At 74.1% G+C, this 15017-nt stretch carries 12 protein-coding genes; 9 read left to right on the forward strand and 3 right to left on the reverse strand.

Going from position 1 to position 15017, the window contains the following annotated elements:
* Positions 1-237: 237 nt before the first annotated feature.
* Both metK and GUY61_RS06940 read left to right on the forward strand, forming a co-directional pair.
* A complete protein-coding gene (metK, locus tag GUY61_RS06935) occupies positions 238-1446 on the forward strand; it encodes a methionine adenosyltransferase (RefSeq protein WP_166629173.1) in 1209 nt (402 codons plus the stop codon).
* Positions 1447-1682: 236 nt separating this feature from the next.
* The gene (locus GUY61_RS06940) at positions 1683-3800 is read left to right on the forward strand and encodes a primosomal protein N' (protein ID WP_166629174.1); all 2118 of its coding nucleotides are present in this window, start codon (positions 1683-1685) and stop codon (positions 3798-3800) included.
* Positions 3801-4278: 478 nt separating this feature from the next.
* Here the strand turns inward: GUY61_RS06940 and GUY61_RS06945 are convergent, their stop codons facing one another.
* Positions 4279-4899, reverse strand: a complete 621-nt coding sequence (locus tag GUY61_RS06945) for a hypothetical protein (protein ID WP_166629175.1) — start codon at positions 4897-4899, stop codon at positions 4279-4281.
* A 235-nt stretch (positions 4900-5134) separates the two neighbouring features.
* Between GUY61_RS06945 and fmt the strand changes: the two genes are divergently transcribed.
* From fmt to GUY61_RS06970, 5 genes are all read left to right on the forward strand, one after another.
* Positions 5135-6067 (forward strand): methionyl-tRNA formyltransferase, encoded by a 933-nt coding sequence (gene fmt, locus GUY61_RS06950; protein ID WP_166629176.1) that lies wholly within the window; start codon positions 5135-5137, stop codon positions 6065-6067.
* 66 nt (positions 6068-6133) lie between these two features.
* Positions 6134-7594 carry a transcription antitermination factor NusB gene (locus GUY61_RS06955; protein ID WP_166629177.1) on the forward strand — a complete coding sequence of 487 codons (1461 nt, stop codon included), beginning with the start codon at positions 6134-6136 and terminating at the stop codon, positions 7592-7594.
* 454 nt (positions 7595-8048) lie between these two features.
* Positions 8049-8495 (forward strand): helix-turn-helix transcriptional regulator, encoded by a 447-nt coding sequence (locus tag GUY61_RS06960; RefSeq protein WP_166629178.1) that lies wholly within the window; start codon positions 8049-8051, stop codon positions 8493-8495.
* A 4-nt stretch (positions 8496-8499) separates the two neighbouring features.
* Positions 8500-8910, forward strand: coding sequence for a VOC family protein (locus GUY61_RS06965; RefSeq protein WP_166629179.1), 411 nt, complete (start codon positions 8500-8502; stop codon positions 8908-8910).
* Between the two features lie 88 nt (positions 8911-8998).
* The gene (locus GUY61_RS06970; RefSeq protein ID WP_166629180.1) at positions 8999-9595 is read left to right on the forward strand and encodes a TetR/AcrR family transcriptional regulator; all 597 of its coding nucleotides are present in this window, start codon (positions 8999-9001) and stop codon (positions 9593-9595) included.
* 84 nt (positions 9596-9679) lie between these two features.
* Here GUY61_RS06970 and GUY61_RS06975 read toward each other — a convergent pair whose 3' ends face one another.
* Complete coding sequence (locus GUY61_RS06975; protein ID WP_166629181.1) at positions 9680-10504, reverse strand: SDR family NAD(P)-dependent oxidoreductase; 825 nt, start codon at positions 10502-10504, stop codon at positions 9680-9682.
* Positions 10505-10587: 83 nt separating this feature from the next.
* Positions 10588-12567 (reverse strand): serine/threonine protein kinase, encoded by a 1980-nt coding sequence (locus GUY61_RS41110; RefSeq protein ID WP_166629182.1) that lies wholly within the window; start codon positions 12565-12567, stop codon positions 10588-10590.
* A gap of 569 nt (positions 12568-13136) precedes the next feature.
* On the opposite strand from GUY61_RS41110, the gene rpe reads away from it, so the two are divergent.
* Positions 13137-13823 (forward strand): ribulose-phosphate 3-epimerase, encoded by a 687-nt coding sequence (gene rpe / locus GUY61_RS06985; RefSeq protein WP_166629183.1) that lies wholly within the window; start codon positions 13137-13139, stop codon positions 13821-13823.
* Positions 13824-13903: 80 nt separating this feature from the next.
* Positions 13904-14953, forward strand: a complete 1050-nt coding sequence (locus GUY61_RS06990) for a sugar-binding transcriptional regulator (protein WP_166629184.1) — start codon at positions 13904-13906, stop codon at positions 14951-14953.
* Positions 14954-15017: the final 64 nt, after the last annotated feature.

The following is a 15017-nucleotide window of genomic DNA, read 5'->3' on the forward strand; positions in this document are numbered from 1 at the left end:
GTACGACGGGTGAGTGAACCGGCGCGAAACGAACGGGAAACCCGCGCGCGGATGCCTGGCGGAGGCGGATCGTCGTAGCACACAATGCCGTGCCGCAGGTCACGGCATTCCACTAGACGACTCTCTCTGCCCGCAGACCCACCGCGACAGATAAACTACTTCCGGAACCACGCGGGGGCAGCCCCCTGCCGGTCCGTAAATGATCAGCCAGCAGCCGCTGCAACCCCAGGGAGCGATGTGTCCCGCCGCCTGTTCACCTCGGAATCCGTGACCGAGGGTCACCCCGACAAGATCGCTGACCAGATCAGCGACACCATTCTCGACGCGCTGCTGCGCGAGGACCCCACGTCCCGCGTCGCCGTCGAGACGCTGATCACCACCGGCCTGGTGCACGTGGCCGGCGAGGTGACCACGAAGGCCTACGCCGACATTCCGACGCTCGTCCGGGAAAAGATCCTCGAGATCGGCTACGACTCCTCGAAGAAGGGCTTCGACGGCGCCTCCTGCGGCGTGTCGGTGTCCATCGGTTCGCAGTCCCCCGACATCGCGCAGGGCGTCGACACGGCGTACGAGGCCCGGGTCGAGGGTGACGGCGACGAACTGGACCGCCAGGGCGCGGGCGACCAGGGCCTGATGTTCGGCTACGCCTGCGACGAGACGCCCGAGCTGATGCCGCTGCCGATCTACCTCGCTCACCGGCTCTCCCGCCGGCTGACCGACGTCCGCAAGAACGGGACCATCCCCTACCTGCGCCCCGACGGCAAGACGCAGGTCACCATCGAGTACGACGGTGACAAGGCCGTCCGCCTGGACACCGTCGTCGTCTCCTCGCAGCACGCCTCCGACATCGACCTGGAGTCGCTGCTCGCGCCCGACATCCGCGAGTTCGTCGTCGAGCACGTCCTGGCCCAGCTCATCGAGGACGGCATCAAGCTCGACACCGAGGGCTACCGCCTCCTGGTCAACCCCACCGGCCGCTTCGAGATCGGCGGCCCCATGGGCGACGCCGGACTGACCGGCCGCAAGATCATCATCGACACCTACGGCGGCATGGCCCGCCACGGCGGCGGCGCGTTCTCCGGCAAGGACCCGTCCAAGGTCGACCGGTCCGCCGCCTACGCGACGCGCTGGGTCGCCAAGAACATCGTCGCCGCGGGCCTCGCCGCCCGCTGCGAGGTCCAGGTCGCCTACGCCATCGGCAAGGCCGAGCCCGTCGGCCTCTTCGTCGAGACCTTCGGCACCCACACCGTCGACGTCGACAAGATCGAGCAGGCCATCGCCGAGGTCTTCGACCTCCGCCCGGCCGCGATCATCCGCGACCTGGAGCTCCTGCGCCCGATCTACTCCCAGACCGCGGCGTACGGCCACTTCGGACGCGAGCTCCCCGACTTCACCTGGGAGCGCACCGACCGCGTCGACGCGCTGCGCGCGGCGACGGGCCTGTAGGACACCGGCCCTCTTCGTCCCGGCCCGGGGCCCGGCACTCCACCGCACGCGGAGCGCCGGGCCCCGGTGCGTCGCCTGCCCCCGGAACGGGCGGAAGCGGCCGGGCGGGCCGGTGAACGGCAGGCCGGCGCCGGGCGGGGGGCCGGGCTCTTCCGGAGCGGAGAGCGCACGGGCCGCCACGGGCCAGGCCGGGACGTGGAAAGCCGGTGTCAGCGGGGTCTGGTAGGTATGGGGCTGTGAGCAGCGAGGACGGGCGGCCGGGGGAGCCGGAGCAGCTTGCGCTCATCCGGGAGACGGTGCGCAGGGCGAAGCCGCGGACCTGGCGCGGGGCCGCGGTGGCGGCCGAGCTGCCGGTGGCGCGGGTGGTGGTCAACAAGGGCGTCCTGCACCTCGACCGGTACTTCGACTACGCCGTGCCCGCCGAGATGGACGCCGACGCCCAGCCCGGAGTCCGGGTGCGGGTGCGGTTCGGGGCCGGGACGCACCGGGTGCGGCAGGGACGGCGCGAGGGCGGCGGCCTGATCGACGGGTTCATCGTCGAGCGGCGCGCGGACTCGGACTACCGCGGCCCGCTCGCCGCGCTGGCCCAGGTGCTGTCCCCCGAGCCGGTGCTGAGCCCCGAGCTGCTGGGGCTCGCCCGGGCCGTCGCCGACCGCTACGCCGGCAGCCTCGCCGACGTACTGCAGCTGGCGGTGCCGCCGAGGAACGCGCGCGCCGAGTCCAGGCCCTCGCCGGAGCCGTTGCCGCCTCCGGGGATGCCGGAAGCGGGCACCTGGGCGCGCTACGGCACGGGACCGGCGTTCCTGGAGGCGCTCGGCCGGGGCGCGCCTGCCAGAGCGGTGTGGACCGCGCTGCCGGGGCCCCACTGGCCCGCCGAACTCGCCCGGGCCGTCGCGGCGACGCTGGCCGCCGGGCGCGGGGCGCTCGTCGTCATGCCGGACGGCCGGTCCGTGGCACGGGTCGACGCCGCCCTCAAGGAGCTGATGGGCGAGGGGCACCACGGGGTGCTGACGGCCGAGGCGGGCCCGGAGACGAGATACCGCCAGTGGCTCGCGGTCCGGCGCGGCTCCGTCCGGGCCGTCGTCGGGACCCGCGCCGCGATGTTCGCGCCCGTGCGCGACCTCGGACTCGTGGTGATCTGGGACGATGGCGACTCCAGCCACAGCGAGCCGCACGCGCCCCAGCCGCACGCCAGGGAGGTGCTGCTGCTGCGGGCCGCCCACGACCACTGCGGTTTCCTGCTCGGCGGCACGAGCTGCACGGTCGAGGCGGCGCAGCTCGTCGACACGGGCTGGGCGCTGCCACTCGCCGCGGACCGCGAGCGGGTGCGCGCGGCGGCGCCCCTGGTGCGCACGGTCGGCGACGGCGACCTGGCCAGGGACGAGGCTGCCAGGGCCGCCCGTCTGCCGAGCCTCGCCTGGCAGACGGTGCGGGACGGTCTGCGTACCGGCCCGGTGCTGGTGCAGGTCCCACGCCGCGGCTACGCGCCCCGGCTGGCCTGTGAGCGCTGCCGCGCGCCCGCCCGGTGCACGCAGTGCTCGGGGCCGCTCGAGGCGCCGCGCGAACACGAACTGCGCTGCGGCTGGTGCGGCCGCGCGGAGACGGCCTGGCACTGCGCGGAGTGCGGCGGCGCGCGGCTGCGTGCCCAGATCGTGGGGGCGCGGCGCACCGCCGAGGAGTTGGGGCGGGCTTTTCCCGCGGTGCCGGTACGCACCTCGGGGCGTGAGCATGTACTCGACACCGTGCCCGACCTGCCCGCCCTGGTCGTGAGCACCCCGGGCGCCGAGCCGGTCCCCGAAGGACCGGGCTACGCGGCGGCGCTGCTGCTCGACGGCTGGGCGATGCTGGGGCGCCCGGACCTGCGGGCCGGGGAGGAGGCACTGCGGCGCTGGATCGGCGCCGCCTCGCTGGTGCGGGCGCAGGGCGAGGGCGGCACGGTGGTGGTCGTCGCCGAGCCGACACTGCGGCCGGTGCAGGCGCTGGTGCGCTGGGACCCGGTGGGGCACGCGGTGCGGGAGCTCGCGGACCGGTCCCAGCTGGGGTTCCCGCCGGTGTCCCGGATGGCCTCGGTGACCGGCGTACCCGAGGCGGTCACCGAGTTCCTGGTGGAGGCCCGGCTGCCCGCGGAGGCCGAGGTGCTGGGGCCGGTGCCGCTGGCGGGGCCGGCTCCGGGACGGCCGCGCATGCCGGGGGACGCGCCGCCGGGGGAGACCTGGGAGCGTGCGCTGATCCGGGTGCCGACGGGGCGGGGCGCGGCGCTGGCCCAGTCCCTGAAGGCGGCCCAGGCGGCGCGGATGACGCGCGGGAACGGGACTCGGGTACGGATCAGGATCGACCCGCCCGACATCGGCTGACGGGTCGGCGGTCGTACGAGGGTGGCGAGTGGGCCGGGGACCGTGGCGGCCCGGTGTCTGGCCGCCGGCGCCCCGTGCGGCACCGAGAGTGGCCGGCGGCCGCGGCCGGCCGCGGGCCCGGTGCCGGCTTCCGTCGCGCGGGAGAGTCGTACGGGAAGGCCCGGGCCGTCTTCCGGTGGTGTGCCGCGCGGCGACGGGCCGCCGGGGCCGGGGCCCGGGTCGTTGCGCGGTCCTGCCGGAGGGTGTGCCGTTGGGTGTGCCGTCTTGGCACGGGCTGTGGGTGCCGGCCCGGGAACACGATGCGGGGGCCGGTGGTGTACCGCGTGGAGTCGGGCAGCCCGGGGTGCGGGCCCGGTGGTCGGCTGCCCAGGTCGTCGCCGGTGGCGGGAGTGCCCCCTGGCCGATGCGGCCCGGCCGCGCCTGCGGGTGCCGGACGGGCCCCGGAGGACGGGCCCGTCCGGCCGCGGCGGCACTGGAGTCAGCCGTTGCGCGGGCTGGGGAGTGCGCTCGGCCGGGCGTCGTCGCGGGACAGTTCCAGGGGAAGATCGCGCGGCAGGTCACGGGACAGCTCCCGGGACAGCTCCCGGGACGCGGAACCGCTCGACGTGGGCTGCTGCGGCATCGAGCGGGCGGCGGGCACGGTGGGCACGCCCGGCAGCGGGGAGCGCGGGCCGGGGGTCTCCGTGCGGACCGCGGCGCCCGCGGTCTCCCGTGCCGGCTCCGCCTCGACCGCGCCCGGCTGGGCGGCCGTGGCGCGCCGCGCCCCGTAACGGCGGTGCACCGCCTGCTTGGTGACCCCGAGCGCCGAGCCCACCGCGTCCCACGAGAACCCCAGCGAGCGGTCGAAGTCGACCGCGGCGGTCACCAGGGTCTCCACACTGTCCCTGAGTTCCTGCGCGAGACGGACGGTCGGGGCCGGCGCCCGCCCGTAGACGACGAAGCCCGTGGAAGGGCCGGAGCGGCGCGGGCGGTAGACATTGCCGAGCTGGGCGGTGAGGGTGCGCAGTGCGTCCACCTGCCGGCGGACCCGCTCGATGTCCCGCACCAGCAGGTGCAGGCTGGCCCGTGCCTGGGCGTCGTGCGTTGCGTGGTCGGCCATGAACAAGCCTCTCGAACCGGCGTTGAAATGGACCGGGCCGCTGTCGGCGGCCCGTTGTGGTCAACTCTTTCTTGACCAACGCGCCACCCGCCGTCAGGGTCACGGTGCCGGGGCGTGCCGACGGGCGCACAGGGCGCGCGCCGGTGCGTACGCCCCCTCGATCCACGGCCCATAGACTGGTGCGCTGCATGATCCCCGCACGTGCCCCTACCGCCTGAGAGGCAGTCAGTCACCCATGAAGCTCGTCTTCGCAGGCACCCCCGAGGTCGCCGTCCCCGCCCTGGACGCCCTGATCGCCTCCGGCCGGCACGAGGTCGCTGCCGTGGTCACGCGGCCCGACGCGCCCGCGGGACGCGGCCGCCGTCTGGTCGCGAGCCCGGTCGCGCAGCGCGCCGAGGAGGCCGGCATCGAGGTGCTGAAGCCCGCGAGGCCGCGCGACGAGGACTTCCTGGCGCGCCTGCGCGAGATCGCGCCCGACTGCTGCCCCGTGGTGGCGTACGGCGCGCTGCTGCCCGGGGTCGCCCTGGACGTCCCGCGGCACGGCTGGGTCAACCTGCACTTCTCGCTGCTCCCCGCCTGGCGGGGAGCAGCGCCCGTGCAGCACGCCGTCATGGCGGGCGACGAGATCACCGGGGCCTCGACCTTCCTCATCGAGGAGGGGCTGGACTCCGGTCCGGTCTTCGGCACGGTCACCGAGGCGGTACGGCCCACGGACACCAGCGGCGACCTGCTGACCCGGCTGGCCTTCGCGGGCGCCGGGCTGCTCGCCGCCACCATGGACGGCATCGAGGACGGCACCCTCAAGGCGGTGCCGCAGCCCGCCGAGGGCGTCTCCCTCGCCCCGAAGATCAACGTCGAGGACGCCGAGGTGGACTGGTCCGCGCCCGCCCTGCGCGTCGACCGGGTGGTGCGGGCCTGCACGCCCGCCCCCGGGGCGTGGACGCTGTTCCGCGGGGAGCGGCTGAAGCTGGTGCAGGTGGCGCCCGCCCCCGACCGTACGGAACTCACGCCCGGACAGCTGTCGGCGGGCAAGAACAACGTGTACGCGGGCTCCGGTTCGCACGCCGTCGAGCTGCTGTGGGTGCAGCCGCAGGGCAAGAAGCCGATGAAGGGGGCCGACTGGGCCCGCGGGGTGCGCATCGCCGAGGGGGAACGGCTGGGCGCGTAGGCTGGGAGGCGTACCGCCGGTGGGTCCCACCGCGTGTCTCACTTCCCGATCCGGAGCACCTTGTACGTGAACGATCAGCCGCGTCGCCGTCCCCAGTCGCGCCCGTCGGGGCCCGCGAAGGCCGCGAAGTCCTCGAAGCCGTACCGCCGCCCGCAGAAGGACCCCGTCAGGATCCTCGCCTTCGAGGCGCTGCGTGCCGTCGACGAACGCGACGCCTACGCGAACCTCGTGCTGCCCCCGCTGCTGCGCAAGGCCCGCGAGAAGGGCGACTTCGACACCCGGGACGCCGCGCTCGCGACCGAGCTGGTGTACGGGACCCTGCGCCGCCAGGGCACATACGACGCGATCATCGCGGAGTGCGTCGACCGGCCGCTGCGCGAGGTGGACCCGCCGGTGCTCGACGTGCTCTCGCTCGGCACGCACCAGCTGCTCGGCACCCGCATCCCCACCCACGCGGCGGTCTCGTCCAGCGTCGAGCTGGCCCGGGTCGTCCTCGGCGACGGGCGCGCGAAGTTCGTCAACGCGGTGCTGCGCAAGGTCGCGGCGGACGACCTCGACGGCTGGCTGGAGAAGGTCGCCCCGCCCTACGACGAGGACCCGGAGGACCATCTCGCCGTGGTGCACTCGCACCCGCGCTGGATCGTCTCCGCGCTGTGGGACTCCCTCGGCGGCGGCCGGGCCGGCATCGAGGACCTGCTGGAGGCGGACAACGAGCGCCCCGAGGTGACCCTGGTGGCCAGGCCGGGGCGGTCCACGGCCGCCGAACTGCTGGACACGCTCGGCCCGGAGGGCGGCGTCCCGGGCCGCTGGTCGCCGTACGCGGTGCGACTCGCCGAGGGCGGGGAGCCGGGGGCGCTGGACGCTGTGCGCGAGGGGCGCGCCGGCGTGCAGGACGAGGGCAGCCAGCTCGTGGCGCTCGCCCTGGCCGACGCGCCGCTGGAGGGCTCCGACACGCGCTGGCTCGACGGCTGCGCGGGCCCGGGCGGCAAGGCGGCGCTGCTGGCCGCGCTCGCCGCCGGGCGCGGCGCGTTCCTGCTCGCCTCCGAGAAGCAGACCCACCGGGCACGGCTCGTCGGGAAGGCCCTGGCGGGCAACCCGGGCCCGTACCAGGTCGTGGCCGCCGACGGCACCCGGCCGCCGTGGCGGCCCGGCACCTTCGACCGGGTCCTGGTCGACGTGCCCTGCACCGGCCTCGGCGCCCTGCGCCGCCGCCCCGAGGCCCGCTGGCGGCGCCGCCCCTCGGACCTGGAGGGCTTCGCCTCCCTCCAGCGCGGGCTGCTGCGGGAGGCACTGAAGGCGGTCCGGGTCGGAGGTGTCGTCGGCTACGCGACCTGCTCACCGCACCTCGCGGAGACCAGGGTGGTCGTCGACGACGTCCTGAAGAAGGAAGGCGGCGCCGAGTGGATCGACGCCCGCCCGCTGCTCCCGGGTGTCCCCGCGCTGGGCGACGGTCCCGACGTCCAGCTGTGGCCGCACCTCCACGGGACGGACGCGATGTACCTCGCCCTGCTCAGGCGCACGGCCTGACCCTCTCGCGCCACCCGGCCGGCGATGTGGCGGGAGGATCCGTCTGCGAGACGGCGACGCGGACGCTGCCGGCCCGCGCGGAGGCGTGCGTGAAGCCGGCAGCCCGGCACCGGGTCGCGGGCACCCCGACGGCGTCGCGGTCCGCGGGCCCGGCGCCCGCGCCACGGGCGGCGTGGGTATCACGGTGCGGACGTCCTGCCCCCGCACGGCCCCGGTGGCGCCGCCCGGCCGTGGCCGGCAGGGCGGAGGTGAGCCACTCGTTTTGGGCGACATCGCGGTGGGCGGCGGTTCGGCCCCGGGGGATGCCGGCGGCTGGTGAGGGGCGCCGCGGGTGGCGACGGGACGCGCCGGCGCAGGACGGACGGCGCGCAGGAGCCTCGCGAGGGCGGACACGGAGCGGGCCGGACACCGGCGGCGCTGGGCAACTCCCGCGCAGACGTGGCACGATCTCACTGTGAGCAGCAGTCCCGACGCGGCACAGCACCTGCGCGACCTCGCGCGGCTGCGCCGCGTCCGCGACCGTATCGACCGGGAATACGCGCAGCCGCTGGACGTCGAGGCGCTCGCCCGCGGCGCACACATGTCGGCAGGGCACCTCAGCCGCCAGTTCCGCCTCGCCTACGGCGAGTCGCCGTACAGCTACCTGATGACGCGGCGCATCGAACGCGCCATGGCGCTGCTGCGCCGCGGTGATCTCAGCGTGACCGAGGTCTGCTTCGCGGTCGGCTGCTCGTCGCTGGGCACCTTCAGCACCCGCTTCTCCGAACTGGTCGGCATGCCGCCCAGCGCCTACCGGCGCCACGCGGCGCACGCGACGACCGGGATGCCGTCGTGCGTGGCGAAACAGGTGACCAGACCGATCAGGAACCGAGAGGCGCCGGTCACCGACCCACTAGCGTGACGTCATGGACATCACGATTCACTCGAGCTTCCTCCCGCACGACGACCCGGACGCCTCGCTGGCCTTCTACCGCGACGTTCTCGGGTTCGAGGTCCGCAACGACGTCGGTTACGGAGGGATGCGCTGGATCACGGTCGGTCCCGCCGAACAGCCAGGGACGTCGATCGTCCTGCATCCGCCGGCCGCCGACCCCGGCATCACCGACGACGAGCGCCGCACCATCGCCGCGATGATGGCGAAGGGCACCTACGCCATCATCGTCCTGGCCACCAAGGACCTCGACGGCACCTTCGAGCGGTTGCGGGGGAGCGGCGCCGAGATCGTCCAGGAACCGACCGAGCAGCCGTACGGCGTTCGCGACTGCGCCTTCCGCGACCCCGCGGGCAACCTGATCCGCATCAACGGCCTCCGCTGAGCGGTCCGGCGGCCGGACGCGGGGGCCGGTGGAAATCCTCCTCGCACCAGGTGCAATAGGGTGTCGCGCATGACGACGGGATCGAAGTATGCCTCCTAAGCAGCAACGAGGAGAGGCGACCGTCGACCGACTGCTCACGACCGCGCTCGAGGTGTACGCGGCGTCGGGCCGGCAGGGCTTCACCGTGAACGCCGTCACCGCGGCGAGCGGAGTCAGTCTGGGCAGTCTGTACCACCACTTCGGCAGCTTCGACGGTCTCGCCGCCGGCCTCTACATCCGGTGCCTGGAACAGCTGCTGGACAGCGTCTGCGCCGCGCTGACCCGTACCCGCACCGCACGGACCGGAATACGCGCGCTCGTGCAGGAGTACCTGCGTTTCACGGAGGAACGCCGCGACGCCGCGCTCTTTCTGCACGCGTCCGCCTACTCCGGCTATCTTGCCGCGCACGCCGAGGAGATCCGTGCGGCCAAGGCGGTCAAGTTCGAGGCGATCGCCGGGTGGATCGCGCGGCGCGTCGAAGCCGGTGAGATCGCGCCCCTGCCCGCTCCCGTGCTCGAAGTGCTGGTCATGGGCCCCGTCGAGGAGGCCGCGCGCCGCTGGCTGTCCAGTACGTACGACATCGACCTGAAGCAGGCGGCGGCCGTTCTTCCCGACCGGATCTGGCGTTCCCTGCGGCCGGATTAGGCCGCCCGGTCCTGCCGGGGACCGCCCGCGGAGGGCCGGTCCGACCGCCGGGAGAGGACGCGGCCGGCAGTGTGCCGGGCGTCCTCAGGCGGCGCGGCGCAGCTCCGTCAGCGACATGGCCTGCTCCCAGACCCGCCCAGCCAGTATCTGATCGGCGGCGACCGGTGCGAGGGGCAGCTGCCGGCCGGCGTCGAAGTAGCGCCCCGACGCCGAGCCGGGTTCGAGGGCCAGCCCCACCACCGGCCCGGCGCCCTGTTCGGGTGCGGCCCAGGACAGTTTGACCGCCTTCAGGAGCAGGCCGGAAATCCCGCCGGAATCTCCGAGACCGGTTCTGACCACGCCCGGGTGTACGGCGTCGATGCGCACACCCGCTCCCTGCCAGCGCCGGGCGAACAGCGGGATCGTGAGCAGGTTGGCGAGCTTGGTGGTGCAGTAGGTCCGCATCCGGTGGAAGTCGGCACCGGTGGGTGTCAGGTCCAGATCGAGCCGTCCTTTGACGTACAGGCCGGCGCTGACCTGGACGACCCTGGTCCGGCTCTCAAGCAGGCGCCCCTCCAGCAGGTGGTTGAGCAGAAACGGCGCCAGATGGTTCACGGCGAAGGCCTGCTCCCATCCGTCCGGGGTACGCACCAGGCGGGACGGCCACACGCCCGCGTTGTGCACCAGCACGTCGATTCGGTCGTACCGGCTCAGTAACTCGTCCGCCACCGAGCGCACTCCGGACAGCACCGACAGATCGCCCACCACCAGACCGCTGGCGCCGCCGAGCGCCGCGGCCGCCCGCTCGCCGTTCTCCCGGCTCCGGGTGACGAGTACAGCCCTGTGGCCGCGGCGCGTGAGTTCGGCGGCCACCGCGAAGCCGATCCCGCGGTTGGCGCCTGTGACAACGGCTGTACGTCGATAGTCCATGCTCGCACAGTAGGGCTTTATGGAATTGAATTCTAGAATGAGTCTCTACTTTGGCGCGCTTGTGTTGGCGGCCGGACCGGACGTCACGCGTTCCGCCACAGCTGGGTGGTGTCGGCGGGGTCGCAAGGTCTGGTGATCACGTTGGCGCCGGACATCGCCAGGCACTTGCCGCCGGCGGGGTTCTTGATCGTGTCGCCGCCCGACGTGGTGGAGCCGATCCGCCAGACCTGGGCGGAGGATCCGTCGCAGCTCTGGATCGCGGGGAAACCGTTCGTCGATGTCGCCGACAGGCACTTGCCGGATGCCTTGCTGACGAGCCGGAAGGTGCTGCCCGAGGCGGCCGAGTAGGTCCACTCGTAGGAGAGCGTGCCGGTGTTGGTCGCCGGTGCGCCGCAGCGCGAGGGCGCGGGTTGGTTGACACCGGCGTACGCGAAGTCCGCCAGGCACTGGCCGTCGGAGGAGTTCTTGAGGCGGTGCCGGCCGGTGGGGAGCGCTGCGGTGTCCTGCCCGCCGCCGCTGCCCGAGCCGCCGGTAGCGCCGGAGTCCCCCGACGTACCCGAGCCGCCCGAACCTCCGGAGGCGGCGGCCCCGTCCGCGGCCACCGCGCCGCCGGAGCGGCCCGTGCCGCCGTCACCGGCCCCCGACCCGCGGGGGAGCTCCGACGACGGGGCGGAGCCGGGCGCGGGGGAGGACCCGGCGGAGCGGGACGACGACGCCGAAGGATGCGCGGACGCACGGGGTGTGGGCAGGTCTCCGGACGGTGGGCCGGAGGACGGTGACGACGAGGCGCCCGGAGCCGCTCCCTGCGGGGACGAGCCGTACGGCGCGAGGGTGACCATCAGTGCCGTTCCCGTGCTCACCACGACGGGGATCACCACGAACAGCGTGCGGGAGAGGCGTTTTCGGGACTTGTCCCGGGCGGGTGCGGGCTGGGGGTCCGGCTCCGCCGCGGCGGCGGGCCGGGCGGCCTGCCCGGGTTCGGGTGCCGTGGGCCGCGGGGAGGTGAGCTCCGCCGTGGGCGCCTCGGGCCCGGGCCCGGACCCGGGTGGGGGCTGGGACCCGGACTCGGTCTCCGGCCGGCGGATCACGGGAGGCCGCGCGGCGAACGCGGCCCGTTCGGCGATCTGCTCCGTGACGGCCGGCGGCCACGGTGAGGACGTCGCGGCCGTCGCGGCCGTCGCGGCCGCCGGGAGCGCCGCGGACGGTACGTGTCCGGCCGCGAGATCGAGCAACTCCGCAGCCGTGGGACGGGACTTCGGGTCCTTGGCCAGACAGGACTCGACGACGGCGCACAGGCCGGGGTCGGTGTCGGGCAGCTCTCCGAGGTCGGGTTCGGTGTGGACGATCCGGTAGAGCAGTTCGGGCCCGGACCCGGTGCCGAAGGGCGGGCGCCCGTTCGCCGCGCGGGCGAGCAGGCCGCCCAGGGCGAACACGTCGGCCGCGCCCGTCAACTGCCGCTCCGCTACCGCCTGTTCCGGGGCCATGTATGCCGGAGTCCCGATCACCATGCCGCTCTTGGTCAGCCTGCTCTGGTCGGACGCCCGCGCCACCCCGAAGTCGATCAGGGTGACGCCGTCGAGAGTCAGCATGACGTTGGACGGCTTGAGGTCGCGGTGCACGATGCCGGCGGCGTGCACCGCGCGCAGACCGTCCGCAGCGTCGCGCAGCAACCGCCAGAGGCTCCCGCCCGGCAGTGGGCCGCCGTGCAGCCGCAGCGCCTCGCTCAGAGTGGTCCCCGGGATGTACTCGGTGGCGAACCACGGTGGTTGGGAGACGCGGTCGCTCGCCAGCAGCCGCGCGCTGACGCCCTGGGGCAGCCTGGCCAGATTGTCGAGCTCGTGCCCGAAGTGGCGCAGGAAGTCCTCGTCCTCGGCCAGGGCCGGGAGCACCAGCTTGACCGCGACGTACCGTCCCGACGCGGTGCCCAGATAGACGCGGCCCATACCGCCGGAACCGAGCAGTCCCAGCAGAGTGAACGAGCCGATGCGCCGGGGATCACCTGGGTCCAGAGGCGTGGCTCCGCTGCCGCTCAGACTAGAGCTTTGTTCTAATTCCCCGTGCATGGGCGACAGGCTAGCGGAACCCGGCCCGGAGGTGAATCGATCTCCCGGACCCACGGGAGGCGGGTAATTGACGGCGCCGGGAGTGCCGGCCCGGCGGGCGGGCCGGGAGCGCGACGCGGGCTGGCCGCGTGACGGGCCGCCACTGCCCACGTCACCGCGACCGGCGACCCCACCGCGACCGCCGCCGGTGCCCGGGCCCGAACCTGTCCCCGCGCCCGCCGTCTCGCGGCGCGCCGCCCCGAGTCGGTCGGGTCGCCTCGGCGGCGTCGTGCCGTGGTGCTCGGGAGCGGCTCCCGGCGGTACGCCGCCGGGTCCGCGACGACATCCCGCGTTCCGGCGGCGGCCTCACGCATCTCACGCGCCCGAACCGTATCGATCACGACGGCTCCGCGCGCACACCGGAACGGTGTCCCGGTGTCCCGGACGTGTTCCGGCGTGTGCGCTGCCGCAGCCCGAGGGGGCCGGACCGTGCCGGTCTCGGGCATCATGGAATGGAACGGGAAAAACGGGCGGTCATTGGTCCGTACCCGGTGGGACGCCGGGGCCCGGGCTCATGGCAGTCTTGGGACATGGCCGTGCAGATCAACCCCAGCATCCTGTCCGCGGACTTCGCCCGCCTCTCCGACGAGGCGAAGGCCGTCGATGGCGCCGACTGGCTCCACGTCGACGTCATGGACAACCACTTCGTCCCCAACCTGACCCTCGGCGTGCCGATAGTCGAGTCGCTCAGCCGGGCCACGGACACCCCGCTGGACTGCCACCTGATGATCGAGGACCCGGACCGCTGGGCCCCGCAGTACGTCGAGGCCGGCGCCGGATCGGTCACCTTCCACGTCGAGGCCGCCGCTGCGCCGGTGCGCCTCGCCCGCGAGATCAGGGCCAAGGGTGCCAGGGCCTCCATGGCGCTCAAGCCCGCGACGCCCATCGAGCCGTACGAGGACCTGCTCCCCGAGCTCGACATGCTGCTGATCATGACGGTCGAGCCGGGCTTCGGAGGCCAGGCCTTCCTCGACATCATGCTCCCCAAGATCCGCCGCACCCGTGAGCTCATCAACAAGCACGGCCTCCAGCTGTGGCTGCAGGTCGACGGAGGGGTGGCGGAGTCCACCATCGAGCGCTGCGCCGAGGCCGGCGCGGACGTCTTCGTCGCCGGTTCCGCGGTGTACGGGGCCTCCGACCCGTCCGCCGCGGTTCGCGCCCTGCGCCGCCGGGCCGAGGAGGTGACCGCCTCCGCCGCCTGGGCATGCGACCACTGAGCCACAGCTTGGTGAACGCACACCCTCTCGGGTGAACCGAGGGCCGCCGGATCTGACAGGATGAACGGCGAGTCCAGAGTGTGAACAGCAGTGAGGAGATCGCGGTGTCTGCTTCGTCGGCGGGACGGTCGGCCCTGCGGATGGGACCCGCTGAGCTGGTGCAGGCGGCGGCCATGGCCCGACGCTTCTACCTCGAGGGCAAGTCCAAGATCCAGATCGCGGAGGAGTTCGGCGTCAGCCGCTTCAAGGTCGCCCGGGTCCTGGAGACCGCCCTCGAACGTGACCTCGTGCGCATCGAGATCCGGGTGCCCGCCGAGCTCGACGCCGAGCGCTCCGACGCACTGCGGGCCCGCTACGGCCTCCGGCACGCCGTCGTCGTCGAATCGCCGGCCGACGCCGACTCCGCCGACTCCGCCGACCCGGAGAACCTCGGAGAGGTGGCGGCCGACCTGCTCGGCGAGCTCGTCACCGAGGGTGACGTGCTCGGCCTGGCCTGGGGCCGGTCCACGATCCACATGGCCGCCGCCCTCGACCGGCTGCCGCCCTGCACGGTCGTACAGCTGACCGGTGTGTACGACGCGGGCACGGCGGAGCGCGGCTCGGTCGAGGCGGTGCGCCGCGCCGCCCAGGTCTCAGGCGGCGACGCCCACCCCATCTACGCGCCCATGCTTCTCCCCGACGCGGCGACGGCCGCCGCGCTGCGCAGCCAGACCGGCATCGCCCGCGCCTTCGAGTACTTCGACAAGGTCACCGTCGCGGCCGTCTCCATCGGGTCCTGGGAGGCGGGTATCTCCACGGTCCACGACATGCTGACCAAGGAGGAGCGAGAGCACTACGCCTCCCTGGGCGTCGCGGCCGAGATGTCCGCGCACCTCTTCGACGCCGAGGGCCGCCGGGTCGGCCGGGACCTGGGTGAGCGCTGTATCACCGTCGAGGCCGACCGGCTGCGGCGCATCCCCGAAGTGGTCGCCATCGCGGGCGGCCAGCGCAAGGCCGCCGCCATCGACGCGGTGCTCCGCTCCGGCCTGGTGACCAGCCTCGTGACGGACACCGCCGCCGCCGACCACCTGCTGACCACCCGGCCGATGCAGCGGCCCGCGCTGGACCGGGCGGACCCCGACGGGGCCTGAGTACCACCGGGCCCGGTCCGCCCGCCCCCGGCCACCGGCCGGCACCCACCGAGTGACCGCGCCC

This window comes from Streptomyces sp. GC420, from assembly GCF_009916105.1.
Classification (GTDB): domain Bacteria; phylum Actinomycetota; class Actinomycetes; order Streptomycetales; family Streptomycetaceae; genus Streptomyces.

Coding starts and splice junctions, on each gene's coding strand:
- GUY61_RS06945 (WP_166629175.1), bottom strand. CDS start 4,899: ATGGCCGACCACGCAACGCACGACGCCCAGGCACGGGCCAGCCTGCAC.
- fmt (WP_166629176.1), top strand. CDS start 5,135: ATGAAGCTCGTCTTCGCAGGCACCCCCGAGGTCGCCGTCCCCGCCCTG.
- GUY61_RS06965 (WP_166629179.1), top strand. CDS start 8,500: ATGGACATCACGATTCACTCGAGCTTCCTCCCGCACGACGACCCGGAC.
- GUY61_RS06970 (WP_166629180.1), top strand. CDS start 8,999: ATGCCTCCTAAGCAGCAACGAGGAGAGGCGACCGTCGACCGACTGCTC.
- GUY61_RS06975 (WP_166629181.1), bottom strand. CDS start 10,504: ATGGACTATCGACGTACAGCCGTTGTCACAGGCGCCAACCGCGGGATC.
- GUY61_RS41110 (WP_166629182.1), bottom strand. CDS start 12,567: ATGCACGGGGAATTAGAACAAAGCTCTAGTCTGAGCGGCAGCGGAGCC.
- rpe (WP_166629183.1), top strand. CDS start 13,137: ATGGCCGTGCAGATCAACCCCAGCATCCTGTCCGCGGACTTCGCCCGC.